Origin of the sequence: Desulfurispirillum indicum S5 (assembly GCF_000177635.2) — a bacterium.
Taxonomy (GTDB): domain Bacteria; phylum Chrysiogenota; class Chrysiogenetes; order Chrysiogenales; family Chrysiogenaceae; genus Desulfurispirillum; species Desulfurispirillum indicum.
This window is the reverse complement of sequence record NC_014836.1, coordinates 981,618-1,005,671: the sequence shown is the minus strand read 5'-3', so window position 1 is coordinate 1,005,671 and position 24,054 is coordinate 981,618. Positions and strand designations below refer to the sequence as shown.

Here is a 24,054-nt window from a genome sequence, read left to right as displayed (position 1 = left end):
ATTCTATAGCAAACTATCATGATGGTCAATGATTATTTATGGACAAGCTCTTAGTCGGTTCCCAAGCAGTAAAAGAGCTTTATGATCAGGGAAAACATGACCCAGAAAATCCCAAAAAACCTATATCTGTTTTGGAGAAAACAGGTAGCGAGTCAGCCCAGGACATGATTGATCCAGACTTGCATGTCCACTATGAGGGTCTGCTGGATGAAAACGTATCAAATTGGTTAAAAGCCAGCCCAAAACTCCTGCAACTGGTCAGTGCGCCGGTGCTGATCAGTACCATTGATTATCTCATGCCCGCAACTGAGGGAGCAAGAGGTGGGCGCCAAATTGCGCCCATGCTGCGCCTAATGACTTCTGACCTGGTACTGGATGAGCCGGATGATTTTGGATTGGAAGACCTGCCTGCACTTTGTCGGCTTGTTCACTGGGCAGGTCTGTTAGGCTCACGTGTGCTGCTTTCTTCGGCCACTTTGCCACCATCATTGGTTGAAGCTCTGTTTTCTGCCTATAAGGCAGGTAGATGCAGCTATCTGCAAGCCAGGGGCGAACCATCAGAACAATCCAATGTTATTCCCTGTGCTTGGTTTGATGAATTTAATTCAACCAGCCATACTCTAAGTAATGAGCAGGATTTTGCGGTAGCTCATAATGACTTTGTCACAAGCAGAATTAAGGAACTGGTAAAAAAACAGCAAAAAGAAGCACCCTTGCGCTGGGGTCAGCTCCTGGATGTCAGCAGTGAGTCCCTCTCTTCGGAAAAGGTGGCACAAAGTTTGGCAGATTCTTTCCAGCGGGCGCTGCTTGAATTACATGACCAGCACAAGCAACCTTCTGGTGGAAAGGCTGCAGGCAAAGAGGTTTCCTTTGGGTTGATTCGCATGGCCAACATCAACCCCTTGGTTGCCGTAGCACAAAAGCTCTTCGCAAAACCTCTGCCTGAGAACTATAGATTGCACTTTTGTGTCTATCATGGCCAATACCCGCTATTGATACGTTCACGCATTGAAAAGTTTCTGGATGAAATTCTTAACCGCAATGAGCCTGAAAAAGTCTGGGAAAACCCGATGATTGCCGATGCCCTGAAGCAAGGCAATGAAACCCAACATATCTTCATTGTTCTCGGTTCGGCAGTTACAGAAGTGGGGCGTGATCATGACTATGACTGGGCCATTGCTGAACCCAGCTCCATGCGCTCACTCATCCAGTTGGCAGGTCGCATTCAACGCCATCGGCAAAATGCACCGCAGCACCCTAACCTGCTTATACCCAGAAAGAACTTTAAAGCCCTGCAAAACAAAAAACCGGCTTACTCGAAACCCGGCTTTGAATCACAAGACTTCCCATTGTTATCTCATGACTTGGAAGTTATTCTGGAAGAAAGTCAATACAAGCATATCAATGCCACACCAAGGCTCTTGCGCCGAAAAAACCACACTCCAGCCAGTAATCTCGTTGACCTGGAGCACGAACACTTGGCTGCCAAGCTCTTTGGTTCAGAGAAACAGGCTGAATATAAAGTGGGCCCAGTTGTCCAGACATATTTCGAGGAAGTTTAAGTTTTCTTATTGCAGCCTATGCCGCAAGCTTTTCCTCCTTTATTCTAAATACTGACATGTACATTTTGTCTGGTGTTCTGTAGTCAAGAGACTGATGAAACCTTCTGCTATTGTAGAAGGTGAAGTATCGCTTTACTCCTTCCTTGAGTTCGGTCATGTTCTCATAGCATTTGATATAGATGTTTTCGTATTTCACACTGCGCCAAAGGCGCTCTACGTAGACATTGTCAAGGGCTCTGCCTTTGCCGTCCATGCTGATTCTGATGCCGTGACTCTTGAGTCTTTGCGTAAATGCCTCTGAGCTATATTGGCTTCCCTGGTCGGTGTTGAATATCCCAGGGACTCCATAGCGTCTGATGGCTTCATCCAGTGCTTCGAGGCAAAAGCAGGTATCCATGGTGTTGGAGATGCGCCAGCTCAGTACTTTGCGGCTGAACAGATCTATGATAGCTGTCAGGTACACCGTCTTGGCGCCAAGCTTCAAGTACGTGATATCAGTGGCCCAAACCTGGTTGGGAAGCCAGATATTCAATCCTCGCAGCAAGTACGGATACTTCTTGTGCTGCTTGTTGGCCCGTGAAAGATTGGGTTTGGGGTAAATCGCACGCAGCCCATGCTTGTGCATAATGCGCCGCACCTGTTTGGAACTCACGGCCATATCATGTTCCTCATTGAGCTGTATGGCTATCTTGCGATAACCGAAGGTGGGAATGTCTTGCAGCACCCTGAGAACAACCTTCAGTATTTCAAGATCAGATTCCTCCAGCGCCGACGAACGTGACTGGTAATAGTAGGTCGAGTGGCTGATGCCAAGCAACTTGCACTGCATCCGTATGCTCAGGTTTTTATGGCCTGGCTCTATGGCATTTTTGGCTCGTGACCGTAGAGTTGCACATACTTTTTTTTTAGGAAGTCCTTCTCAACCTGAAGCATGCCAATTTGCTTGTAAAGGGCGTCAACATTGCGATCCTCTTTGTCCTTGCCCTTCTTCTTGTTGGGACGATCGAATATATCAGGCATGGCTTCCAGAGCACGCTTCTTCCACTCCTTGATCTGCTGGGGATGAACCTCATACTCCTGAGCCAGCTCCTGAACAGTCTTTTCTTCACGCAGCGCCTCAAGGGCTACCTTGGCTTTGAACTCATTGGTAAATGTCTTACGTTGCACTATAGTCACTCTCCAGGTGATGTTTGGATCAGGTCAATCTACGCCACTTCCGATGACTTTGCCAAACTTAAACCCCTGTCCGATTTACTGGGCCCATTATAATATGCAGCCCTCTGGTGGCAGAAGAATCCGACCTGGAGCTATGAATTCCAACGTCGCACACCCTTTCGTAAAAGCAGCCCAGATGAATTACTGCTGTTGTACCAGGAAGACGAACTGGAGGAGTTGAAATTTCATTCCTGGCAACCTGGACAGGAACCCGTTAGTCAAGACCAGCGCTTTCAGCATGTTGATGTACAATTGGCTGACCGCATTCAGCCCTGGATCATGACGGACCCCCAGAATTTAATCAATGAGCAAGCAGAAAGGCAGGATGAGGAGGTCGCTACCATCTGCAAAAGGTTTATGCAAATTCGCTTAAGAGCTGATGAGCAGTGGCATTACCACCCTCTGCTGGGTGTCCACCAAGAACTTAAATAACAAGGAGTACTTCCATGCAAGAGCAGGAAACAACACTGGCTGATAAGGTTCTTGATTACATCAGTAACCGGCTGAGTGACAAATTGGAATTAAACGACAAGGAAGTGGAAAAAGCCAGAGCCGTAGCCGACCAAGACCAGCTGGAACAATTGCAAGCCATGCGCAATAAATTGATCAAACCTGAAAACTGGCTTACTGATGCATCTAAACGAGCTAAACAGATCAGCAGAGCGACTCATGCAGCCAAATACACCCACTCAGACACTCGTAGTTCGGGAGTTCTTTTTTCAGAAGAATCAGCAAAGCTCCAAAAAAATAACTACCTAACCTCAGCTTCCGTCTCTGGTTTAGAAGTTGACTTTGTTGGCAATGCCGCAGTATTTTATGTCGCCATACTTTTAAAGCTAGAAGCCAATGGAGTCATGCTGCTAGATGAAATTGCCAAGGGCCAGAGCCCAACCCTTGAAGCTTTGAGTCAAACTGATGAGCAGTACCAGGAGTGGCTGGAAGGCTTCAAGGCAGCACTTCAGGATAAACAGGTTCAGTCCGGCCAGTTGACCAAGCAAGTCTATTTTCCATTAGGAAATAGCAACTACCACTTGATCAGCCCGCTTTATGCCAGTTCCCTTGCACATCAGCTTCATCAGAAAATCACCTCAGCCTTCTTTTCTGATGAAACCAAAAGAGCCCGTAAAGCGCGCGAGAAAGGACTTTACGACCCTCAAACCCTAGTGTTTTTTCCCAACCTGGCTGTCCAGGCCTTTGGTGGCACCAAACCTCAGAATATTTCGCAGCTCAACACACAACGCTATGGTAAGGGCTACCTTTTATCCTGCCAGCCGCCCTCTTGGACAGCTCAAGACTTTTTGCCCCGAAAAGGGCAGGAAGCTTTCTGGAAAGAGTTGACGCACCGCACCTGGTCGCTGACCAAACGCCTGCAAAAGCATTTAGCCATCAGCTTTCAACGCAGTAGCACGCTGGCTATTCGACAGAAACGAGAACAGCTTGTGGATGACCTGATTGACCAGCTCCTCCAACTGGCTGCTGAAATTCAAAGCAAAAAAAAGAACGCAGGCTGGAGCCTTGATTCTGATTTACCTTTTGCTGAACAGCTCTATAATGGGCCCAGTAAATCGGACAGGGGTTTAAGTTTGGCAAAGTCATCGGAAGTGGCGTAGATTGACCTGATCCAAACATCACCTGGAGAGTGACTATAGTGCAACGTAAGACATTTACCAATGAGTTCAAAGCCAAGGTAGCCCTTGAGGCGCTGCGTGAAGAAAAGACTGTTCAGGAGCTGGCTCAGGAGTATGAGGTTCATCCCCAGCAGATCAAGGAGTGGAAGAAGCGTGCTCTGGAAGCCATGCCTGATATATTCGATCGTCCCAACAAGAAGAAGGGCAAGGACAAAGAGGATCGCAATGTTGACGCCCTTTACAAGCAAATTGGCATGCTTCAGGTTGAGAAGGACTTCCTAAAAAAAAAGTATGTGCAACTCTACGGTCACGAGCCAAAAATGCCATAGAGCCAGGCCATAAAAACCTGAGCATACGGATGCAGTGCAAGTTGCTTGGCATCAGCCACTCGACCTACTATTACCAGTCACGTTCGTCGGCGCTGGAGGAATCTGATCTTGAAATACTGAAGGTTGTTCTCAGGGTGCTGCAAGACATTCCCACCTTCGGTTATCGCAAGATAGCCATACAGCTCAATGAGGAACATGATATGGCCGTGAGTTCCAAACAGGTGCGGCGCATTATGCACAAGCATGGGCTGCGTGCGATTTACCCCAAACCCAATCTTTCACGGGCCAACAAGCAGCACAAGAAGTATCCGTACTTGCTGCGAGGATTGAATATCTGGCTTCCCAACCAGGTTTGGGCCACTGATATCACGTACTTGAAGCTTGGCGCCAAGACGGTGTACCTGACAGCTATCATAGATCTGTTCAGCCGCAAAGTACTGAGCTGGCGCATCTCCAACACCATGGATACCTGCTTTTGCCTCGAAGCACTGGATGAAGCCATCAGACGCTATGGAGTCCCTGGGATATTCAACACCGACCAGGGAAGCCAATATAGCTCAGAGGCATTTACGCAAAGACTCAAGAGTCACGGCATCAGAATCAGCATGGACGGCAAAGGCAGAGCCCTTGACAATGTCTACGTAGAGCGCCTTTGGCGCAGTGTGAAATACGAAAACATCTATATCAAATGCTATGAGAACATGACCGAACTCAAGGAAGGAGTAAAGCGATACTTCACCTTCTACAATAGCAGAAGGTTTCATCAGTCTCTTGACTACAGAACACCAGACAAAATGTACATGTCAGTATTTAGAATAAAGGAGGAAAAGCTTGCGGCATAGGCTGCAATAAGAAAACTTAAACTTCCTCGAAATATGTCTGGACAACTGGGCCCACTTTACTCTGGCTTGACCCCTGGAGAGCGGAACATGATGCAGGCTTTGCCCTGGAAAGAGAAGCAGGTGCTTGGCAAGAAGCCGTTGCCAGAAAATTTTCGCTTTGGCTCAATCATGCCATTAACCAGACCCGAATCAAAAAGCTCCAGACTAACTTGGAAACTGGCGAAGATGAATTCAATGAGTGGAAAAAACTGGTTGAACAAAAACTCAAGCTCCTGAAAGAAGACCTGGAGGTCAGCCTATGAAGTCCCTGCTGATATTGAAACGCCTGCGCATAGAAAATGCCAATGCAATCTCAGGTATGACCTGGGGTTTTCCCGCCATCACCAACTTTCTGGGCTTAACCCATGCCCTGTCTCGCTTCACACAAGAGAGGCAAGGAGTGTCTTTGGGTGGCTGCGGCGTGATTTGCCATTGGCATCAGGTCAAGGCCTATCAACCTGGGGGCAGAGGGGAGTATGTCTTCGGACTCACCCGCAATCCTTTAGTCCAAGACAAAAAAAATAAAGATAAGTGGACTACCCCTCCTTTCAATGAAGAAGGCAAAATGCATCTGGAAGTCAGCCTCCTGATAGAATGCGATTTCAGGCCCAAAAAGCTTAACTTCAACACAGGAAACCCAGACGAGGATGCAGAACTCTTTTCACGACAGATTCAGGAAAAACTACTGACCCTTCGATTGGCAGGCGGAATCATTCAAAGCATTCAAGAGGTTCGTTTTGAGACCCTGCCGGAAACAACTGAAGATCAACAGAAGTGGACGCGCAAAAAGCTACTCAAACTACTGCCCGGTTTTGCTCTGGTTGACCGCAGCGAACTGCTGACAGAACATTTCCAACAGCTTAAAGAGCAGCATCCAGAGGCAGAGCTTCTGGATGCCTGGCTGGACTTTGCTGCCTTAAAGTACCAGGCCCAGCCTGACCCGGATTCTGAAGAGCTGACGGAAAAGACCCCAGCCATCTGGGAGCTGCAGCCCAAACCTGCTGAAGGCTGGCTGGTACCGATTATGACCGGCTATCAGTCCATTTCACCACTCTACGAACCTGGCGAGGTGGCTCACACACGCGACCCCTCAGTGCCTTTTCGCTTTGTTGAATCAGCCTACGGCATTGGCCAATGGCTCAGCCCTCACCGCATCAATAAACTGGAATACCTGATCTGGCGTTATTACCAAAAAGATGACTGTTATCTGGGTATTAATCACTACCAACCCGAAGCACCTATTTAATAGACAGCCTGACAACACCAAAAGGAAGGAAACCACCATGGCAAAATTAGAAGCAAGTGTACTGGCTTTTGAACGCAAACTCGCCAACTCCGATGCCTTGATGTATGCCGGAAACTGGGATGAGCGTGACCAAAGCAACTCCTGGGAAGCAATCAAAATTCAGGAAAAAGCGGTTCGTGGCACCATATCCAATAGACTTAAAACAGCAAATGAGCAGGATCCAACCAAATTAAACCAAAAAATTGAAAGCCCAAACCCACAAATTGTTGACGTTGCAGCTCTACCCTTTGAAAAAGACACCCTAAAACTCAGCTTCACGCTGCGTATTCTGGGTGATCTCAGCACTCCCTCAGCGTGCAACAACCCCGATTACCAAGAAGCACTCGCAAGTAAGATCAACCAGTACATTGAGGAGCATGGATTTGGTGAGTTGGCTTCGCGCTATGCAGAAAATCTCGCGAATGGACGTTTTCTCTGGCGCAACCGCGTTGGTGCTGAGCAAGTTGAAGTTCGCATTAAACATCTGGATCAAGAATGGGTTTTCGATAGCCACGACTTCAACCTGCGCCAGTTCAGCTCAAACAACTCAGGGCTTAATCCCCTGACAGAAGTCATAAAAAAGGGATTAACCAGTGAAAGTTATGTGCTTTTAACCGTTCATGCATTTGTGAAACTGGGTCAGGGGCAAGAAGTCTTTCCTTCTCAGGAACTGATTCTTGACAAGGGTAAAGGCGACAAGAGTAAAGTCCTTTATCAAGTAGATGGCGTGGCGGCGCTTCACTCGCAGAAAGTTGGTAATGCACTTCGCACGATTGACACCTGGTATCCAGATGCCGGTGACCTTGGCCCAATTGCTGTTGAACCCTATGGCTCAGTCACCAACCGTGGCAAAGCCTATCGCCAACCTACTGATAAAATGGACTTTTATAATCTGCTGGATAATTGGATCGGCAAAGATAAAACACCCGATGTTAAACAACAACATTACGTCATAGCTACCCTGATTCGCGGTGGAGTATTTGGTAAAGCTGACTAAGGAGCATATTATGGATTCGTATATTGAGATCCGTATTCTGCCTGACCAGGAGTTTGAAGCCACTACCCTGATGAGTACGGTCTTTGCAAAACTCCATCGCGCATTGGTGGAATCGGGAAGAAGTGATATAGGTGTCAGTTTTCCAGAGGCGGGTAAAACCCCAGGCGCTTTACTACGCTTGCATGGGAGCCTTGCAGCCCTTGAAAGCATCATGACACTTTCATGGCTGACGGGACTTCAGGACTATACACAAACTTCAGGTATCTTGCAGGTGCCAGCGCAGGCAGCATATGTGCAAGTAGCGCGTGTACAGTCTAAGATGACCGCTTCCAGAATTAGACGAGCACTGAAGCGAGGATCACTCTCTGAAGAAAGAGCCCTGGAACTTTTGCAATCTCGAGACCAGCTTAACCAGCCTTTTTTTCGTCTGTTAAGCGCATCTACTGCACAAAAATTTCCGCTTTTCATAGAGCAGAGAAATGCAGAGAAAGCAGGCAAGCAGAGTGTATATTCGGCTTACGGGTTGAGTGTAGGCGGAAGCACGGTCCCATGGTTTTGACCCTTTTTTCTTGATGCATGGTAACGTCTAGTATTTAAACCACTTGGCCAGCAACCTGAAATTATGGTTGCTGGCCATTTTTAGGCGGAACATCTTTACCACGGGTTACTTCCTGCGCTACAGTTATAGTTCACTGCCGCATAGGCAGCTCAGAAAATCCCCTGAAGCTCAAAAATCACCCACATTGGGTTCACTGCCGCATAGGCAGCTCAGAAAATATCACCCACGACCCTTACGATGGATACCAAGTTCACTGCCGCATAGGCAGCTCAGAAAGGAAGAAGTTGGCAGTGTCGGAAGACGCTCCAGTTCACTGCCGCATAGGCAGCTCAGAAAAATTGGCTCCAGCTTGGCCACACCAAGATTCAGTTCACTGCCGCATAGGCAGCTCAGAAAGGGTATTGGTCGGTAGATGAAACCCCGTACATGTTCACTGCCGCATAGGCAGCTCAGAAATGAACGCACTCGCCACCAGGTACGCTGTCATCGTTCACTGCCGCATAGGCAGCTCAGAAATGAAGGCGATGACTACGTTGCCGCAGATGATCGTTCACTGCCGCATAGGCAGCTCAGAAAAGTTTGCGTCATCTGCAATCATATAGCCATGAGTTCACTGCCGCATAGGCAGCTCAGAAAATAAGGAGGGTTCAGCCACACCCTACCCTCCCGTTCACTGCCGCATAGGCAGCTCAGAAAGAATTGAACCTTGTGTATGGCAGCCTGGTGAAGTTCACTGCCGCATAGGCAGCTCAGAAATTGATATCGCACTGGTCAATGGCCTTCCCGTCGTTCACTGCCGCATAGGCAGCTCAGAAATGAAAAATCTTGTGCTGAATCCGAGTGTCAGTGTTCACTGCCGCATAGGCAGCTCAGAAAAATTGGCGCAGGTGTCCGGTGTATCTCGGTAGGTTCACTGCCGCATAGGCAGCTCAGAAATTGAAACAGAAGAACCAGAATGATCCCTATAGGTTCACTGCCGCATAGGCAGCTCAGAAAATAGGTCCTGTACCAGAATGGCGCGGCGCTGAGTTCACTGCCGCATAGGCAGCTCAGAAAATATGGCACATGGGTGGTGTCTGCTGGGTAACGTTCACTGCCGCATAGGCAGCTCAGAAAACCTTGCCCTTTCCCTTGCACTCCCGGCATTTGTTCACTGCCGCATAGGCAGCTCAGAAATTGAATTGAGACAGCGACAGCGGGAGAGCACAGTTCACTGCCGCATAGGCAGCTCAGAAATGCCGATTGTGGTATCGTAAAGACTCGTTGTCGTTCACTGCCGCATAGGCAGCTCAGAAATCGGTATGTATTTCGACACCCGGCGCAGCTCCGTTCACTGCCGCATAGGCAGCTCAGAAATGTATATCCTCGTCGTACAGCAGGCCGCTAGCGTTCACTGCCGCATAGGCAGCTCAGAAAGAGCTGCTTGGTTTCGTATACCATTGCGGACAGTTCACTGCCGCATAGGCAGCTCAGAAAGATTGGAACCTGGGCGACTTCCGGGTGATAGCGTTCACTGCCGCATAGGCAGCTCAGAAAAGCGAACGCTGCACGATGGAGGTTTGGTACTGGTTCACTGCCGCATAGGCAGCTCAGAAATGCTCGATATCATCAGCATCCATGGTAATATCGTTCACTGCCGCATAGGCAGCTCAGAAAAGTTCAAGTCCCAGCAAAACAGGCTCCCCTCTGTTCACTGCCGCATAGGCAGCTCAGAAAAGCCGGTAGTTTGTGGCGTGGATTGTCGAGCCGTTCACTGCCGCATAGGCAGCTCAGAAATGGCGGGTATCGCCGACCTGGTCGGTAATGTGGTTCACTGCCGCATAGGCAGCTCAGAAAGCCTGGGCACCCTCGGCCAATGTCTCGGGGATGTTCACTGCCGCATAGGCAGCTCAGAAAAGGAACCATCCAGCAGCTCCTGCCCATCCAAAGTTCACTGCCGCATAGGCAGCTCAGAAATGCAGCGCTATATCAGCGTTACAGATTCCGTTGTTCACTGCCGCATAGGCAGCTCAGAAAAATCGCTGAACAGCTCCCTACTATCGTTGGTCGTTCACTGCCGCATAGGCAGCTCAGAAAATATATCCCGGCGCTGGCTGCGCAGGGCGAGGGTTCACTGCCGCATAGGCAGCTCAGAAAGCACGATACAGCAGGGCCTATTGGCGTTAGTGGTTCACTGCCGCATAGGCAGCTCAGAAACGTGTGACCGGCAAGGGGCAGGACTGGATCAGGTTCACTGCCGCATAGGCAGCTCAGAAAGCACTGAAACGCTGCGGGCTATTACAGATCATGTTCACTGCCGCATAGGCAGCTCAGAAATCGCCCGATTCGGTGGAGTCAAGCGAAAACACGTTCACTGCCGCATAGGCAGCTCAGAAAATTGAAAAGTCGGTCCAGGGTGCCAGTATTTCGTTCACTGCCGCACAGGCAGCTCAGAAGAGTGACAATACGTCACGACTTCGCCCCTTTATTAGATATGGCTTCAATACTTCTTTTATCTTTATGTTTGGATGAGCTGCATAATTATTTCCGCATGCGGAAATTGGAGGCACCCTCCCCGCACACGTGGAATGAATACCCCTGTTGCGATAACGGGGTGCCAGAGAAATCAATACGCTTTTTTTTTGAATGCAAGAAAGGGATTCCTCTCGCAGCCGCAAAGAACGCGAAGAAGATGGGTGACAAATCGATTTTCTTGGCGCTCCTGGCGTCTTGAGTGAGCGCAGCGAACGGGCGAGAGATATGCCTTTTCGTTTGAATGCCTTTCTTTGAGGACAGGTCTCTGTGTGTGAGACTCCCCTGTGAATAGTTACTACGCTTTCAACCTTGACGGTCGCGAGCCATGACTCTATTCTCCTTATTGGTAGCTCTGGAAACACGGTGAATCTCCCAGCCGTAGGACGCCCCGCAAGGGGCGGCTCGCGTGAGGGTGGAACGGGAGCCCCTCCCGGAGCTACCATTTACTTTTCACTACCTGACCATTACGCGTCGTCTGTCGAACATCGGCTATGTTACTGCGGCAAAATGTAAGAGCATAGTTTTTCCATCTCCTGCCACGCGCACTGCTGCTACTCCCAGCCCCGTAGACAAAATGCTCTGGTACGACACGACCAAGAGGGGTGCAAGTTGTACCCCTCTTGATGTGGTTTTGAAAAGTCGCTGTATGACGTGGTGCAGTCAAGGAGTCTGTGGATTTGTAATTGGCTTTCAATGATTGATTTCAGATGAAATGAGATAATGGCGTAAGAAAGCAGGAAAAGAGAGCGGGAGGTAGGGCCCCCCTGTCCACAAGGTAGTGGCAACCCTACATAGCACTCCATGCCCAACGGCATGTGTTACGGCCGGGGGAATATCACCGTGTCACACCCGCTCAGAAAAAAAATATATAGCCATAACGGGTATGTCCGTCAAGGTGAAGGGAGTGGTATCTTTCTTGATTGCAGAATATCCGAGCATACAAGGGGCGCTGAACGCGATAAACGCCGACACAGTGACATGGAACTCAGCCATTCAACAGGTGAACACATGAACGTCTTTGATCTGAACCCCAGCAAGCAGGAGCGCATCGGCATTGGCCTGCAGATATACGACCGGGAGTCCCCCATGTTCTCCCGCGAAGAACTTGATGCCAATCCTGAAGAGAACGCTGTGTTTGTCTGGTCGCTGCTCGACATGCGCGGGCAGGAAGAGGAAGCCGCCGAATACTGGCCCCTGATACCCGACGAACTCAAGTGGCCAACAGGCCACCTTGGCCACAACGACCTGAAGTAAGGAATACCCACACGACCGTGCCATCAGGCTCTTTTCTGTATTTGGTTTTATCTGCGTAAATCAGCGTAATCAGCGGATATCTTCTCCACGGATTTTCGCAGATGGGCGCAAAAAGCACGTTCACACACCAGCCCTCAGCGGTTTTCGGGGCTGATTTTCCTGGCCAGGAGCAGGTATTCGATGTTGCCGTCGGTGCCGGGGGTCTGGCTGGGTTCATGGTGCTGTATTTCCCAGTGTCCGTTTTCCCGCAGGGCGTGAAGGACTTTCTCCAGGGCTTCCAGGCGGTGGGTTTCTTCCTTGACGATGCCGCCACGGGCGATTTTTTCCCGGCTGAGTTCAAACTGGGGTTTGACGAGCCCGATGAAGCGGGTGCCGGGGCTGGCGAGCCGGGTGATGGGTTCAATGATTTTGGTGAGGGAGATAAAGGAGACGTCGGTGACGATGAGGTCAAAGCGGGTTCCGATGGGTGGCTGGTAGTCGCGGATGTCGGTTTGTTCGCTGATGGTGACCTGGGGGTGGGTGCGCAGTTTCCAGTCGAGCTGGTTGGTGCCCACGTCCACGGCGTGGACGTGGCTGGCTCCGTGCTGGAGGAGGCAGTCGGTGAATCCGCCGGTGGAGGAGCCGATGTCAAGGCAGGTGTGGCTGGTGGGGTCGATGGCGAAGCTGCGCAGGGCCTGTTCCAGTTTCAGGCCGCCACGGCTGACGTAGGGGATATCCTTGACTTTGAGGCGGATGGTGGCGTCATCGGGTACGGTGGTGCCGGGTTTGTCGATGCGGTGATCATTGACGATGACGGCTCCGGCCATGATGAGGGCTTTGGCGCGTTCGCGGCTTTTGACGAGTTCGCGGTCCACCAGGAGTTTATCCAGGCGGGTTCTGGGTGTTTTTTGATTCATGGGATGTCGCGGGCGAATGCCAGGGTGACCTGATTGCCTTTGTCGTTATAGGTGAGGCTGTCGGCGTAGTGGGCGACGATATAGATGCCGCGTCCACCGGTGCGCAGCAGGTTTTCGTCTGCGGTGGGCTGGGGGACGGCGCGCTGGTCGAAGCCGTCGCCTTCGTCGGTGATGCTGATGTTGATGCCGTGGGAGTTGCAGTGGAGGTTGACCTGGACGCTCTTGGTGGTGTCGCTTTTGTTGCCGTGCATGATGGCGTTGGTCATGGCTTCGTCAACGGCGAGCCGCACCCGGTAGAGTTTCTTCGGGGTGAAGTAGCCGTCGGGAATGCGTTCGACGATGTGTTTGGCGTATGTGGCGACTTCGTCAAGGTCTGACGCGAACACCATGGTTGTGGTCATAGGCTACCCCTGCGCTGGGTGTTGGATCCGTTTGTCGACTACCCGTTTGCTTTTTCCTTCAAATCGTTCCAGGGTCTTTTTTTCCACGAGTCTGACGGTGGCGCTGACGCCGACCATGCTGCGGATTTCCTGTTGTATTCTCTTGACGAGGGCGTTCTGCTTTTTCATTTCATCGAAGAAGAGGTGTTCGTTGACTTCCACCAGCACTTCCAGCACGTCCAGGGAGCCCTGTCGATCGACGACGAGTTTGTAGTGGGGCTCGCAGCCTTCAATGCTGCACAGCACTTCTTCGATCTGGGTGGGGAAGACGTTGACGCCGCGGATGATGAGCATGTCGTCGCTGCGGCCGGAGGGTTTTTCCATGCGCAGGAAGCTGCGTCCGCAGGCGCAGGGCTCGGGGATGAGGCGGGTCATGTCGCGGGTGCGGTAGCGGATGACGGGCAGGGCTTCGCGGGTCAGGGTGGTGAGCACCAGTTCTCCCATTTCTCCCAGGGGCAGCACTTCGCCGCTGACGGGGTCGATGATTTCGGGGTAGAAGTGGTCTTCGTTGATGTGCATGCCCTTTTTTTCCAGGCATTCGCAGGCGACGCCGGGGCCCATGACTTCGCTGAGGCCGTAGTTGTCGGTGGCGTGAATGTTAAAGCGCTCTTCGATCTGGCGTCGCATCTGGTCGGTCCAGGGTTCACCGCCGAAGAGGCCGGTGCGCAGGCGCAGGTCTTCGCGGCGGATGCCGGCCTGCTCCATGGCTTCGGCCAGGAACATGGCGTAGCTGGGGGTGCAGATGAGGGCGGTGGTGAGGTAGTCTTTCATGATCATAAGCTGCTTCTGGGTGTTGCCGCTGGAGATGGGGATGACCGATGCTCCCACTTTCTCGGCGCCATAGTGCAGGCCGAAGCCGCCGGTGAAGAGGCCGTAGCCGAAGGCGATCTGGATGACGTCGTCGGCGGTGACGTTGCTGGCGCTGAGCAGCCGGGCGATTAATGTACTCCAGGTGTCCAGGTCGCGGCGGGTGTAGCCCACTACGGTGGGTTTGCCGGTGGTGCCGCTGGAGGAGTGTATACGCACGATATCGCGCATGGGTACGGCAAACATGCCGTAGGGGTAGTTCTGGCGGAAGTGGTCTTTCACGGTGAAGGGAAGCTTGCGTATATCCTGGATGGACTGGATGGAATCCGGGGCTATGGCGTTTTCTTCAAAGAGGTTACGGTAGTGGGGGACCTGGTGGTACGCTCGTTGGACGGTTTCGCTCAGGCGCTGCAGCTGGAGTGATTCCAGTTCAGAGCGTTCCATGGATTCGAGTTGGGGTTCCCACATCAGGGTAAGGTTGGTTGATGGCATAACGGTGTTAATCCTTATAGCAGGCTGCTGGAAACCCCCATCTGCGGCGTTGCCCGCTGTCGTGATTCACGGGGAGTGCGCTTCATTTCTCGCTCCGCTGGCGCCCTGCACCTGTGGGTTTTTCCATTGCCTGTCTGAATTTGAAGTATTTCAGGAAGCTGTCCGGTTTTTCTCAGCAGGGTTGCCGGTATTTTGCCGCATACCCTCCGAATTTTCTGAGAATACTATGAATATTGCTTCAATGGCAACCAAACATGATGCCTTTGTTGCAAAATTACCCTGTATCAGGTATATGAGCTGGGTGTTTGACGGGCCATCGGGCATCTCGTGAAGAGTCTGGTCCGCAGTTTTTTTCAGGAGTACCGAGCACTTGAACACACCACCGGCTGATAACTCATCCCACCCCATGTCTGAACGCGCGCTGGTGTTACGTAACAGTGCCATCAGTATTGTCCTGCTCTCCATTACTTCGACGATTCCCCTGCTGGGAATCTTTGCCGGCCTTTTCATGCCCTTTCCGATACTGCATACGATTTTTCACCATGGCTGGCGTGGTGGTTTTGTGGTGGGCGCTCTCTCGGCGCTCTTTCTGGTGGCTTTTCACCCGCCTCTGGCAATCATGTATTCCATGGAAACCTTTATCCCGTCGCTGATCCTGATTCTCTTTCTGCGTCTGGCCTGTCACCCCATGGCGAGCACGGTGTACTCGACGCTGATTACCGGTATCACGCTGTTTGTGCTCTACATTCCCTTTGTGGCGGTGCGGGGGGAGGATCCCCTGTGGCAGCTGCTGGAGGCGACGCGGGCTGCCATTGAGCAGGGGGCTTCCGGTTCGGGGCTGGCGCAGAATGTGGAACTGATCATGCATGTGGCCTATAATATCGCCTTTGGCTTTTTCATGACCGGGGTGTTCTTCTCCCTGATCTGCTCCCTGGGATTGATTATGCGACGCGGCGCCGATGGCAAGCACATCGGTGTGCTGGGTTCCTACTTCAGCGCCAAGATTCCGCCCTACTTCCTGATCCTCCTGCTGGCGGGGCTGACGGGTATGGCGGCCCAGCATCACATCGTCTTCATGGGGGCGGCCAGCCTGCTGTTCTTCCTGACCATTCTCTATGCCCTGCAGGGCTTTCTGACCATGTCCTTCTTCTTTCGTCATCGCAAAACGCCGCTGTTTTTCCAGGTACTGGTGTACGGGATTATTATTCTTCAACCGGGGCTGGCGCTGATGATCGCCTTCCTTGGGATTCTGGAGACCTTGCTTGGCCTGCGCGAGAAGATGATGCAGGGACGCCCCTCCCGATGAGTGCTGCGGAACGGGAGCGCATCGACCAGTTGACGGCTTTGCTGCAGAAGGCCGATGAAGCGTACTACACCCTTGCCGACCCCATTATGGGCGATGGCGAGTACGACGGGCTCTATCGCGAGTTGCGTGCCCTGGAGGCCCGTTTCCCCCAGTATGTCCACGCCGATTCCCCCACCCGTCGCATTGGCGAGCGTCTGGAAGGGGGCAGTCGCGCCTTTGTGCACTCGGTGCCCATGCTCTCCCTGGGCAATACCTATGAGCAGGCGGAGCTGGAAGACTTTCTGCGCAAGGTGCGTCGCGACAGCGGCGACCATGTGCGCTTTACCGTGGAGCCCAAAATTGACGGGGTGGCGGTCAGTCTGCACTACCGTGACGGCGTATTCAGCGTGGCGGCTACCCGTGGCGACGGGCTGCAGGGTGAGGAGATCAGCCATAATATCCGCACCATCCGCAGCCTGCCGCTGGAGATTCCGGCTGCGGGTGCCATGGAGATTCGCGGTGAAGTGTATATCCCCCGTCAGGCCTTTGAGCGCATCAATCAGCAGCGTCTGGAGCAGGGGGAAAGTCTCTATGCCAATCCACGTAACCTGGCCGCTGGTTCTCTGAAACTGCTTGACCCCGCCCAGAGCAGCCGCCGTGGGCTGCAGATATTCTGCTACTCCCTGCAGGGGTTCCCTCACGACTCCCATTTTCAATGTTTGCAGACACTCAGGGACTGGGGCTTTCCCGTCAGTGACCTGGTTCGCCAGTGCGCCAGCGATGCCGAGGTGTGGGACGCGGTGCAGCATATTCGTCAGCAGCGTGAACTGCTGCCCTTTGATATTGATGGCGCGGTCATCAAGGTGGATCAGCTGCACCTGCACGAGGAACTGGGCACAACGGCCAAAATTCCCCGCTATGCCATCGCCTACAAGTACGAGGCTCAGCAGGTCAGCACCCGCCTGCGGGATATCACCTTCCAGGTGGGGCGCACCGGAGTGATTACTCCGGTGGCCGAGCTTGATCCGGTGCTGCTGGCGGGCAGCACCATCTCCCGCGCCACGTTGCACAATTTCGAAGAGCTGCGCCGCAAGGATATCCGCATTGGCGACCAGGTGCTCATCGAGAAGGGCGGCGATGTGATCCCCAAGGTGGTCAAGCCCATCATGGCCCTGCGTTCGGCGGACGCGTCGGAGGTGGTTCCCCCGGAAAACTGTCCGGAGTGCGGCAGCCCCCTGCACTGGAGCGACAATGGTGTGCACCTGTACTGTCAGAACCCCCTGTGTCCGGCCCAGCGCCTGGGCGCTCTTCTGCATTTTGTCTCCCGCGATGCCATGGATATTGCCGGCATGGGGGAAAAGGTCGTGCAGCGCTTCCTCGACGAGGGTATCCTTACGGATATTCCCGACATCTACCATCTGGTCTATGAGCGCGTCGCCAGCCTGGATGGCTTCGGGGTCAAGAGCGCCCTGAATCTGCAGGCATCCGTTGAAGCTTCCAAGGCCCATCCCCTGGAGCGGGTTCTCTTTGCCCTGGGCATTCGCCACGTGGGCAAAAAGACCGCCCAGCTGCTGGCCCGTCACTTTGGCTCCATGGAGCGTCTGATGCAGGCGAGCATTGAGGAGCTGACGGCGGTGGAGGAGGTGGGCGAAATTGTGGCCCGCTCCATCTATAGCTTTCTGCGCGAGCCCGCCAGCGTGGCGCTGGTTGAAGCCCTGAAACGCAGCGGACTGAACATGGAAAGCTCCGCGCCGCGCGCTCAGGTGGCTTCCGGCCTGAGCGGCAGGTCGGTGGTGTTTACCGGCAAGCTGTCGCGGCCCCGTAAGGAATACGAAGAAATGGCCCAGCTGGGCGGTGCCCGCGTGCTCTCGGGCGTATCGGGCAGTCTTGATTACCTGGTGTGCGGCGAAGATGCCGGCAGCAAACTGGACAAGGCCCGCAAACTGGGTGTTGCCATTATCGATGAAGAGGAGTTTGTACGCCTATGCTCAGCCGAATAACCATCCTGCTGGAAATGATCAAGTTTTCCCACACCCTCTTCGCCCTGCCCTTTGCCCTGATCGGCATGCTGACAGCGGCCCGTGGCCTGCCTGGTTTCTGGACCATCTTCTGGATCGTGATGGCCATGGTGGGGGCCCGAACCATGGGCATGACCCTCAATCGCATCCTCGATGCGGAAATCGACCGGCGTAATCCCCGTACCGCGGAACGCCACATCCCCGCCGGCGTGGTCTCCCGCCGAGAGGCCTGGCTGCTGGTGGCAGCCTCCTTTGTGCTCTTTGAAGTGGCGGCCTGGGCGCTCAACCCCCTGGCTTTCAAGCTGAGCTTTGTGGCGGTGGGTTTTCTGGTGCTCTACCCTTTTATGAAGCGCTTCAGCGTTGCGGCCCACATCGTGCTGGGCCTGACTCTGGCCATGGCACCCATCGGGGCCACCATCGCTGTTGCCGGAGAGATTACCCTGTACAGCCTTTTGTTGGGCGGGTTTGTGCTGCTGTGGTCGGCAGCCTTTGACATTATCTATGCCACCCAGGATATCGAATTCGACCGCTCCCAGAAGCTGTTCAGCATTCCCGCCTGGCTTGGCCAGCGCCGGGCGCTGCAGGTGGCGGCACTCTTCCACGGGGTGGCCTTTGCCCTGCTGCTCCTGAGCTCCATGCTGCTGGAGTACCTGGGAGGGATATACCTGGCCGGCGTGGGCGTGGTGGGCGTTATGCTGGTGTACGAACACCTGCTGGCCTGGCGGGCCAAAGATCCCGCCGATATTGACCGCGCCTTCTTCACCGTCAACAGCTACATTTCCATCGTCATTTTTGTGGCAACCTGCCTGGACGCGATCTTCTTCTGGTAGGCGGTTTTTTCCGTGCGCGGTGCCCGTGAACGCAAAGCGCCCAGCTGCTCTTTCTGAGTGGCTGGGCGCTTTTTTGTCGTGTGTTGTTCTGCTGGTTGCTTTCCCGGCTCCGCGTTCTGCGCTTCCTGGCGAAGAAAACGCCCTTTGGGGTTTCCCGCCGTTGCGTGCACCTGGGAGCATCGCCCCTCAGAGCTTGTTTACTTCGAAGATGGTCTTCAGGGTTTCCTTGATATTTCCGGCAGTCATGCCGCGTCCCAGGTATCCGGTCTGGGCATAGGTTTCATAGAGGGCGATCTGCTCGGTCAGCAGGATGATTTCATCTTCCTTGTGGGCGTACTCTTCAGGTTTTTGCAGAATGGTTTCTATGTGACATGTCAGGAAATCGGGGAAATCGCGCTCTTTCTGAGCGATACGGGTCTGCTTCTCCAGGTCACGAAAAAAATCCATGCTACTGCTCCTCAACCTTCTGTATGTTATTGGTGCTGAAATTGGCTTCCACCACGATGTTTTCTATGAGCGCGTACCCTTGCTCCGTGACGCTGAGCACCTCAAGGGCCGGGGCATTTTCATCGGCCTGCTGGATAGCGTGCTGCAGCATGCCGTTGCCGAGCAGCTCGCCCAGGGTGCTTTCCCAGGGGCCCAGGTGTTGTTGCATGGAGGTGAGTATTTTTTGAAGAGTTTGGACGGGGACGCCCAGTTGCTCCTGGTGAATAATATTGAGGATTTCCAGGTAGCCTGCCAGCAGGAGAATGCGCTGGTGCTGGGAGATATCCTGATACCGGCTCAACAGTTCGCCGATTTCCGGGCGTTCCGCAGGGCCGTTCAGGTAGGAATGATGAATCTGTTTCATGATCGATTGCAAAACCGGGCGCGAAGAAGGCTGACTCATAGTTCTGACTCTCTGCTCTCTACAATGCGGTAGCTTCTGTCATTTTTCTGACACTTCTATTCTTAGCATTTTTCTGTGACAAAAGTCACCACACTGGTTTGAGATTTTTTTGCGACAAATGGCGGGCATTTGAAGATTCACATTAAATGATTTATTCGCAAGTGCTTCTATTAACTTGTGGGGAGGAATTTTTTCTTTCAGGGTACACGGAGAAACCTCGGTGCTTTGTGTGGTATGTTGTGGCAGATACGCGCAGGAGGAAATGACATGGCGGTGATTCTGTTTATCAATCTCAAAGGAGGCGTTGCAAAAACAACCAACGCGGTGGCGGTTGCCGAGTGTCTGGCCAGTATGGGCAAGCGCACGCTGCTGATAGACGCGGACCATCAGTGCATGGCGGGTGAGCTGCTGCTGGGGGAGGAAGGGCAGATGCGCAGCGAGAAGCGTCGCACGACGCTGCACGATCTGCTGGCCGCCATGCTGGATGACGAGTTTTCCGCCCGCCAGTTCAACGCCTTTTTGCAACCGGCCGTAAGCGCTCCCATGGTGGAAGGCGAGCCGCCAACGCTGATGGTGTTGCCGTGCTCAAGCCGTATTGAGGATTTCAGTACCAATATGGCCAAGGCCAAAAAAGGGTACCACGACACGGCGGCATTCCATGGGCAGCTCGCAAAGCGCAAGGCCTATTTGCGCAAATGGCTGGATGAGAGTTTCGACTATACCCTGATTGACTGCCCACCCAGTATGGCACTGCAGGTGCGCACCCTGATGTCCGTGGCCGACAGCTATGTGATTCCCTGTGTGCCGGATCGCCTGGCGGTACGGGGCGCCTTTGCGCTGATGGATCGCATTCGTCAGGCGCGCCATCGGATTCAGCCCCTGGGGACGCTGTGGTCCATGTACCGGGTGCAGGTATCGCTGCACAAGAAGATCGTCATCCATGCCGCTCAGCGGCAGGCTCCCCTGGATGTTCTGCCGGAGCCGTTTTTCACGGTGATTCCCAACGCGACCAAGATAGCCGAATCGGCTGAACCGGAGATGGCCCATCTCGATTTTCGCCAGAAGTACTCGCCCCAGATAGCACAGCTCTATGAAAAGCTGTGCCTGGAGATTCTGGAGCGGCTGGGGCGAAACCCGTGAGCGGGTGTCACGGGTTCGAGGGTGTGGCCTGCATTCGCACTGGTGGACGGAAGTGACGCAGGCGCAGGGCATTGCTGAGGACGCACACGCTGGAGAGTCCCATGGCCAGGGCTGCCAGCATGGGTGAGAGCAGGATGCCCGCCACAGGATAGAGAATGCCGGCGGCGACGGGAATGAGGCTGGTGTTGTAGGCAAAGGCCCAGAAGAGGTTCTGCTTGATATTGCGCAGGGTTGCCCGCGAGAGGGCGATGGCGTTGGCCACATTGCGCAGGTCGCCGGACATGAGGACCACATCGGCGGATTCAATGGCGATGTCGGTGCCGGTGCCGATGGCCAGGCCAACGTCGGACTGGGCCAGGGCAGGAGCGTCGTTGATGCCGTCGCCCACAAAGGCGACCTTGCTGCCGTTGTCCTGCAGCTGGCGGACGGCGTCCGCTTTGCCGTCGGGCATGATTTCCGCCAGCACGTCGTCAATACCCAGGGTCCTGGCGATGGCCTGGGCGGTGCGCTGGTTGTCGCCGGTTATCATAACGGTCCGCAGGCCCATGGCGTGGAGGGCCTGAATGGCTGTGGCACTGGAGGGTTTGACGGGGTCCGAGACGCTGATGGTGGCGGCCAGGGTGCCGTCAATGGCGGCGTAGAGCGGAGTCTTGCCGGCATCGGACAGCTGGGTCACGATGGCGGCGAATGGGGACAGGTCGAGCCCCAGCTGCTGCATATAGCGGTCGGCACCCACCTGAACCAGCTGGCCGTCAATGGTGGCCTCTACGCCAAGCCCTGGCAGGGCGCGGAAACTGGCGGCATCCGTCAGGGCTGCTCCCTGCTGCTGCGCGTACTGACAGATGGCCTGGGCGACGGGGTGCTCACTCTTGCTTTCCGCCGAGGCTACCAGGCGCAGGACGTCGGTTTTCTCGAAGCTCTCGGCGATGTGGATATCGGTCAGCTGCGGCTGACCCTGGGTGATGGTGCCGGTTTTATCCAGGGCGATCACCGTGGCTTCACGCAGGTGCTGCAGGGCGATGCCGTTACGGAAGAGGATGCCGGTTTCAGCGGCTTTGCCAGTGCCCACCATGATGGATGTGGGGGTAGCCAGGCCCATGGCGCAGGGGCAGGCGATGATGAGTACGGCGACCATGTTCACCAGGGCGAAGGTGAGGGCCGGGGCCGGGCCGATCAGCAGCCAGATGAAGAAGGTGAAGGCGGCGGCGGCCAGCACGGCGGGCACAAAGTAGAGGACGACCCGGTCTACCAGGGCCTGGATGGGCAGTTTGGAGCCCTGGGCCTGCTCCACCATGCGCACAATCTGGGCCAGCACGGTATCCGCGCCGACCTTGGTGGCCTTGATGCGGAAGCTGCCGGTGGTGTTGACGGTGCCGCCGATGACTTCGCTGCCGGTTTCCTTGTGAACGGGCAGCGGCTCTCCGCTGATCATGGACTCATCCACATAGGAGCTGCCATCCACTACCATGCCATCAACGGGGATGCGCTCGCCGGGGCGCACGATGACGGTGTCGTCGCGCACTACCTGGGCCGTGTCCAGATCCAGTTCGCGGCCATCACGCTCCACGCGGGCCGTGCGGGGCTGCAGGCCGATGAGTTTCTGGATGGCCTGGCTGGTTTTCCCTTTGGCGCGAGCCTCCAGGTAGCGACCCAGCAGAATGAGGGTGATGATGACGGTGGATGCTTCGTAGTACACGTGCACAGTGCCAGCGGGCAGAATGCCGGGCAGGAAGGTGGCGATGACGGAGTAGCCATAGGCGGCGCTGGTGCCCAGCATGACCAGGGAGTTCATATCGGGGGCGGCGCTGCGCAGGGCGGGCCAGCCCTTCTGGTAGAAGCGCCAGCCGGGGCCGAACTGGACAATGGAGGCCAGGACGAAGAAGAGGAAGTGAAGAGTACGCGGGGATATCTGCTGGAAGAGCCACTGCTCCAGGGCCGGTATCCACATGGGGAACATATCCAGCACGAAGATGGGTATGGTGAGGATCGCTGCCAGCAGCAGGCTGCGGCGCAGTTCACCGGATTCTTCATGGCGCTGCTGCTGAATGCGGTCAATCTGAGGTGTGGCGTCGGCTGTCTGGACCTGTTCCACCTGATAGCCCGCCTTACGCACGGATTCGCGCAGCTGGTCAGGGGTGACGCTGGCGGGCACATAGGTGACGGTGGCCTGGGACGTTGCCAGGTTGACGCTGGCGTCGGCAACGCCGCTGAGTCCCATGAGCGCCCTTTCCACTTTCCCGGCGCAGGTGGCGCAGCTCATTCCCTGGACCGCGAAGCTCAGCTGTTCGGTAATGGGTTTGTAGTTGGTCTGTTCAAGGGCGTTAACGATGGCGCTGGTCGTGGTGGCGCTGCTGTCAAAGGTGACGCTGGCCTGTTCGGTGGCCAGATTGACCGTGGCGCTGGTGACACCGGATACGGCCTGCAGGGCTTTTTCCGCCCGACCGGCACAGCCGGCGCAGGTCATGCCGCGGATACCTATGGTAAGCTGCTGGGAATCCATGTGGACCTCCAATTCAGAGAGTAAAATAGAGTAATCTAATTTGCAGCATACTGCTTTTCGGCTCACAGGAAAACCCCACAGTGAAATTCATTGACAGGTCCTTGTGTTTTCTGTATATATGCAGTTTCGAAAAATTCTTAAGAGAAATGGGGTGATTGTACCGTGCCGATTAATGCTTACGTCCGGGTTGATGGAGAAGAGGTCAATGACGCGCTGAAGGCGTTCAAACGGAAAGTTGAACGCGAAGGCCTGATTCGCGAAATGAAGAAGTACACCTTCTACGAAAAACCCACGGAAGCCCGCAGGCGCAAAAAACTCAAAGCCAAGCGCAAGCAGCTGAAGCTTCTGAACAAAATGCGTCGGCTCCAAGGCTGATCACCCATTGTATTCATTTGACATGAAGGGGAACCGAAAGGTTCCCCTTTTCCTTAGCAGGCCATTGAAAAACCCTCATCTGCGGCGTTGCCCGCTGTCGCTCGTCATTGCAACGTACGGGGAGTACGCTTCATTCCTCGCTCCGCGAGCGCCTGACA

General features: G+C 54.1%; 23 protein-coding genes and 1 CRISPR repeat array. Of the genes, 15 read left to right on the top strand and 8 right to left on the bottom strand.

Features of this window, described 5'->3' with window-relative positions; translation table 11 throughout:
• Positions 1-38: 38 nt before the first annotated feature.
• Positions 39-1,562 (top strand): type I-F CRISPR-associated helicase Cas3f, encoded by a 1,524-nt coding sequence (gene cas3f / locus SELIN_RS04775; protein WP_049871086.1) that lies wholly within the window; start codon positions 39-41, stop codon positions 1,560-1,562.
• Positions 1,563-1,578: 16 nt separating this feature from the next.
• On the opposite strand, the gene SELIN_RS04770 is transcribed toward cas3f, so the two are convergent.
• Entirely contained in the window at positions 1,579-2,397 is an 819-nt protein-coding gene (locus tag SELIN_RS04770) for an IS3 family transposase (RefSeq protein WP_232218762.1), read from the bottom strand.
• A 23-nt stretch (positions 2,398-2,420) separates the two neighbouring features.
• Positions 2,421-2,738 (bottom strand): transposase, encoded by a 318-nt coding sequence (locus SELIN_RS04765; protein ID WP_198007093.1) that lies wholly within the window; start codon positions 2,736-2,738, stop codon positions 2,421-2,423.
• Between the two features lie 189 nt (positions 2,739-2,927).
• Between SELIN_RS04765 and SELIN_RS04760 the strand changes: the two genes are divergently transcribed.
• From SELIN_RS04760 to SELIN_RS04715, 9 genes are all read left to right on the top strand, one after another.
• The gene (locus tag SELIN_RS04760; protein WP_041725928.1) at positions 2,928-3,209 is read left to right on the top strand and encodes a hypothetical protein; all 282 of its coding nucleotides are present in this window, start codon (positions 2,928-2,930) and stop codon (positions 3,207-3,209) included.
• A 14-nt stretch (positions 3,210-3,223) separates the two neighbouring features.
• Complete coding sequence (gene csy1 / locus SELIN_RS04755; protein ID WP_013505553.1) at positions 3,224-4,387, top strand: type I-F CRISPR-associated protein Csy1; 1,164 nt, start codon at positions 3,224-3,226, stop codon at positions 4,385-4,387.
• A 29-nt stretch (positions 4,388-4,416) separates the two neighbouring features.
• On the top strand, positions 4,417-4,734 hold the full coding sequence (locus tag SELIN_RS04750) for a transposase (protein WP_198007093.1): 318 nt from the start codon (positions 4,417-4,419) through the stop codon (positions 4,732-4,734).
• Complete coding sequence (locus SELIN_RS04745) at positions 4,731-5,576, top strand: IS3 family transposase (RefSeq protein WP_041725906.1); 846 nt, start codon at positions 4,731-4,733, stop codon at positions 5,574-5,576. The genes SELIN_RS04750 and SELIN_RS04745 overlap by 4 nt, the downstream gene beginning before the upstream one ends.
• 104 nt (positions 5,577-5,680) lie before the next feature.
• The gene (locus SELIN_RS14540; RefSeq protein WP_083805924.1) at positions 5,681-5,878 is read left to right on the top strand and encodes a hypothetical protein; all 198 of its coding nucleotides are present in this window, start codon (positions 5,681-5,683) and stop codon (positions 5,876-5,878) included.
• A complete protein-coding gene (csy2, locus tag SELIN_RS04735) occupies positions 5,875-6,861 on the top strand; it encodes a type I-F CRISPR-associated protein Csy2 (protein ID WP_013505551.1) in 987 nt (328 codons plus the stop codon). The genes SELIN_RS14540 and csy2 overlap by 4 nt, the downstream gene beginning before the upstream one ends.
• 37 nt (positions 6,862-6,898) lie before the next feature.
• The gene (gene csy3 / locus SELIN_RS04730) at positions 6,899-7,897 is read left to right on the top strand and encodes a type I-F CRISPR-associated protein Csy3 (RefSeq protein WP_013505550.1); all 999 of its coding nucleotides are present in this window, start codon (positions 6,899-6,901) and stop codon (positions 7,895-7,897) included.
• 10 nt (positions 7,898-7,907) lie between these two features.
• The gene (gene cas6f, locus SELIN_RS04725; RefSeq protein WP_013505549.1) at positions 7,908-8,456 is read left to right on the top strand and encodes a type I-F CRISPR-associated endoribonuclease Cas6/Csy4; all 549 of its coding nucleotides are present in this window, start codon (positions 7,908-7,910) and stop codon (positions 8,454-8,456) included.
• A 128-nt stretch (positions 8,457-8,584) separates the two neighbouring features.
• Positions 8,585-10,892: direct repeats of the CRISPR family, unit length 28 nt; unit sequence GTTCACTGCCGCATAGGCAGCTCAGAAA.
• 1,086 nt (positions 10,893-11,978) lie between these two features.
• The gene (locus tag SELIN_RS04715; RefSeq protein ID WP_013505548.1) at positions 11,979-12,224 is read left to right on the top strand and encodes a hypothetical protein; all 246 of its coding nucleotides are present in this window, start codon (positions 11,979-11,981) and stop codon (positions 12,222-12,224) included.
• Between the two features lie 134 nt (positions 12,225-12,358).
• On the opposite strand, the gene SELIN_RS04710 is transcribed toward SELIN_RS04715, so the two are convergent.
• Genes SELIN_RS04710 through SELIN_RS04700 form a run of 3 tightly spaced genes read right to left on the bottom strand, consistent with a single transcriptional unit; the run spans position 12,359 to position 14,859 of the window.
• The gene (locus tag SELIN_RS04710; protein WP_013505547.1) at positions 12,359-13,120 is read right to left on the bottom strand and encodes a TlyA family RNA methyltransferase; all 762 of its coding nucleotides are present in this window, start codon (positions 13,118-13,120) and stop codon (positions 12,359-12,361) included.
• Entirely contained in the window at positions 13,117-13,521 is a 405-nt protein-coding gene (locus tag SELIN_RS04705) for an ATP-binding protein (RefSeq protein WP_013505546.1), read from the bottom strand. The genes SELIN_RS04710 and SELIN_RS04705 overlap by 4 nt, the downstream gene beginning before the upstream one ends.
• A gap of 3 nt (positions 13,522-13,524) precedes the next feature.
• Positions 13,525-14,859, bottom strand: a complete 1,335-nt coding sequence (locus SELIN_RS04700) for a phenylacetate--CoA ligase family protein (protein WP_013505545.1) — start codon at positions 14,857-14,859, stop codon at positions 13,525-13,527.
• 370 nt (positions 14,860-15,229) lie between these two features.
• On the opposite strand from SELIN_RS04700, the gene SELIN_RS04695 reads away from it, so the two are divergent.
• Genes SELIN_RS04695 through SELIN_RS04685 form a run of 3 tightly spaced genes read left to right on the top strand, consistent with a single transcriptional unit; the run spans position 15,230 to position 18,992 of the window.
• The gene (locus SELIN_RS04695) at positions 15,230-16,165 is read left to right on the top strand and encodes a DUF2232 domain-containing protein (RefSeq protein WP_013505544.1); all 936 of its coding nucleotides are present in this window, start codon (positions 15,230-15,232) and stop codon (positions 16,163-16,165) included.
• Positions 16,162-18,144 carry an NAD-dependent DNA ligase LigA gene (ligA, locus tag SELIN_RS04690; protein ID WP_013505543.1) on the top strand — a complete coding sequence of 661 codons (1,983 nt, stop codon included), beginning with the start codon at positions 16,162-16,164 and terminating at the stop codon, positions 18,142-18,144. Before SELIN_RS04695 ends, ligA begins: the two co-directional genes overlap by 4 nt.
• On the top strand, positions 18,129-18,992 hold the full coding sequence (locus tag SELIN_RS04685) for a UbiA-like polyprenyltransferase (RefSeq protein ID WP_013505542.1): 864 nt from the start codon (positions 18,129-18,131) through the stop codon (positions 18,990-18,992). The genes ligA and SELIN_RS04685 overlap by 16 nt, the downstream gene beginning before the upstream one ends.
• Before the next feature lie 186 nt (positions 18,993-19,178).
• Here SELIN_RS04685 and SELIN_RS04680 read toward each other — a convergent pair whose 3' ends face one another.
• Together SELIN_RS04680 and SELIN_RS04675 are read right to left on the bottom strand one after the other, a co-directional pair.
• On the bottom strand, positions 19,179-19,439 hold the full coding sequence (locus SELIN_RS04680; protein ID WP_013505541.1) for a GSU3529 family protein: 261 nt from the start codon (positions 19,437-19,439) through the stop codon (positions 19,179-19,181).
• A 1-nt stretch (position 19,440) separates the two neighbouring features.
• On the bottom strand, positions 19,441-19,842 hold the full coding sequence (locus tag SELIN_RS04675) for a hypothetical protein (protein ID WP_041725926.1): 402 nt from the start codon (positions 19,840-19,842) through the stop codon (positions 19,441-19,443).
• Positions 19,843-20,148: 306 nt separating this feature from the next.
• On the opposite strand from SELIN_RS04675, the gene SELIN_RS04670 reads away from it, so the two are divergent.
• Positions 20,149-21,021 (top strand): ParA family protein, encoded by an 873-nt coding sequence (locus tag SELIN_RS04670; RefSeq protein WP_013505539.1) that lies wholly within the window; start codon positions 20,149-20,151, stop codon positions 21,019-21,021.
• Between the two features lie 7 nt (positions 21,022-21,028).
• On the opposite strand, the gene SELIN_RS04665 is transcribed toward SELIN_RS04670, so the two are convergent.
• Positions 21,029-23,521, bottom strand: coding sequence for a heavy metal translocating P-type ATPase (locus tag SELIN_RS04665; RefSeq protein ID WP_013505538.1), 2,493 nt, complete (start codon positions 23,519-23,521; stop codon positions 21,029-21,031).
• A gap of 162 nt (positions 23,522-23,683) precedes the next feature.
• Here SELIN_RS04665 and rpsU point away from each other — a divergent pair, with 162 nt between their 5' ends.
• The gene (gene rpsU, locus SELIN_RS04660; protein ID WP_013505537.1) at positions 23,684-23,896 is read left to right on the top strand and encodes a 30S ribosomal protein S21; all 213 of its coding nucleotides are present in this window, start codon (positions 23,684-23,686) and stop codon (positions 23,894-23,896) included.
• Positions 23,897-24,054 lie beyond the last annotated feature (158 nt).

What these genes read in the sequence shown, in the direction of transcription:
- csy2 (WP_013505551.1), top strand. Translation starts at nt 5,875, where the DNA reads ATGAAGTCCCTGCTGATATTGAAACGCCTGCGCATAGAAAATGCCAAT.
- SELIN_RS04700 (WP_013505545.1), bottom strand. Translation starts at nt 14,859, where the DNA reads ATGCCATCAACCAACCTTACCCTGATGTGGGAACCCCAACTCGAATCC.
- cas6f (WP_013505549.1), top strand. Translation starts at nt 7,908, where the DNA reads ATGGATTCGTATATTGAGATCCGTATTCTGCCTGACCAGGAGTTTGAA.
- SELIN_RS04670 (WP_013505539.1), top strand. Translation starts at nt 20,149, where the DNA reads ATGGCGGTGATTCTGTTTATCAATCTCAAAGGAGGCGTTGCAAAAACA.
- SELIN_RS04715 (WP_013505548.1), top strand. Translation starts at nt 11,979, where the DNA reads ATGAACGTCTTTGATCTGAACCCCAGCAAGCAGGAGCGCATCGGCATT.
- csy3 (WP_013505550.1), top strand. Translation starts at nt 6,899, where the DNA reads ATGGCAAAATTAGAAGCAAGTGTACTGGCTTTTGAACGCAAACTCGCC.
- SELIN_RS04665 (WP_013505538.1), bottom strand. Translation starts at nt 23,521, where the DNA reads ATGGATTCCCAGCAGCTTACCATAGGTATCCGCGGCATGACCTGCGCC.
- cas3f (WP_049871086.1), top strand. Translation starts at nt 39, where the DNA reads ATGGACAAGCTCTTAGTCGGTTCCCAAGCAGTAAAAGAGCTTTATGAT.
- csy1 (WP_013505553.1), top strand. Translation starts at nt 3,224, where the DNA reads ATGCAAGAGCAGGAAACAACACTGGCTGATAAGGTTCTTGATTACATC.
- SELIN_RS04710 (WP_013505547.1), bottom strand. Translation starts at nt 13,120, where the DNA reads ATGAATCAAAAAACACCCAGAACCCGCCTGGATAAACTCCTGGTGGAC.
- SELIN_RS04680 (WP_013505541.1), bottom strand. Translation starts at nt 19,439, where the DNA reads ATGGATTTTTTTCGTGACCTGGAGAAGCAGACCCGTATCGCTCAGAAA.
- SELIN_RS04675 (WP_041725926.1), bottom strand. Translation starts at nt 19,842, where the DNA reads ATGAAACAGATTCATCATTCCTACCTGAACGGCCCTGCGGAACGCCCG.
- ligA (WP_013505543.1), top strand. Translation starts at nt 16,162, where the DNA reads ATGAGTGCTGCGGAACGGGAGCGCATCGACCAGTTGACGGCTTTGCTG.
- SELIN_RS04705 (WP_013505546.1), bottom strand. Translation starts at nt 13,521, where the DNA reads ATGACCACAACCATGGTGTTCGCGTCAGACCTTGACGAAGTCGCCACA.
- SELIN_RS04685 (WP_013505542.1), top strand. Translation starts at nt 18,129, where the DNA reads ATGCTCAGCCGAATAACCATCCTGCTGGAAATGATCAAGTTTTCCCAC.